The organism is Terrisporobacter mayombei, from assembly GCF_020748465.1.
GTDB classification, from domain to species: domain Bacteria; phylum Bacillota; class Clostridia; order Peptostreptococcales; family Peptostreptococcaceae; genus Terrisporobacter; species Terrisporobacter mayombei.
In genome coordinates this window covers 1-539 of sequence record NZ_JAHZMP010000083.1, presented here as the reverse complement: position 1 = coordinate 539, position 539 = coordinate 1, and the positions used below count along the sequence as shown (strand labels likewise).

Genomic DNA, 539 nt, shown 5'->3' with positions numbered 1-539 from the left:
TATCAAAAAACAATTGAAGTGAGGTGATAGCAGTGGAAAAAGCTTATAAGTTTAGAATGTATCCAAATAAAAAACAACAAGAGTTAATTAACAAAACTTTTGGATGTTGTAGATTTGTATATAATAAATATCTTGCTAAAAGAATAGATGTTTATAAAAATGATAAAGAAACTTTTACTTATAAACAGTGTAGTTCTGATTTGACCAACTTAAAAAAAGAATTAAAGTGGCTCAAAGAACCTGACAAATTTTCACTACAAAACGCCTTAAAAGATTTAGAAAACGCATATGAAAAATTCTTTAAAGAAAAGACAGGATTTCCTAAATTTAAATCAAAGAAAACTAATAGATTTTCATATAAAACTAACTTTACAAATGGAAACATTATGTATTGTGGTCAACATATAAAACTACCTAAACTTGGTATGGTTAAGATAAGGGATAAACAAGTACCTAAAGGGAGAATACTTAATGCTACTATATCTAAAGAACCAAGTGGTAGATATTATGTATCATTATGCTGTACTGATGTAGATACT

Annotated in this window: 1 protein-coding gene; it reads left to right on the top strand. The window is 26.5% G+C overall.

What is annotated here, in order from left to right; all coding sequences use genetic code 11:
- Window positions 1–23: 23 nt before the first annotated feature.
- On the top strand, window positions 24–539 hold a 516-nt coding region (locus K0039_RS20435; protein ID WP_228106789.1), incomplete at its 3' end, for an RNA-guided endonuclease TnpB family protein.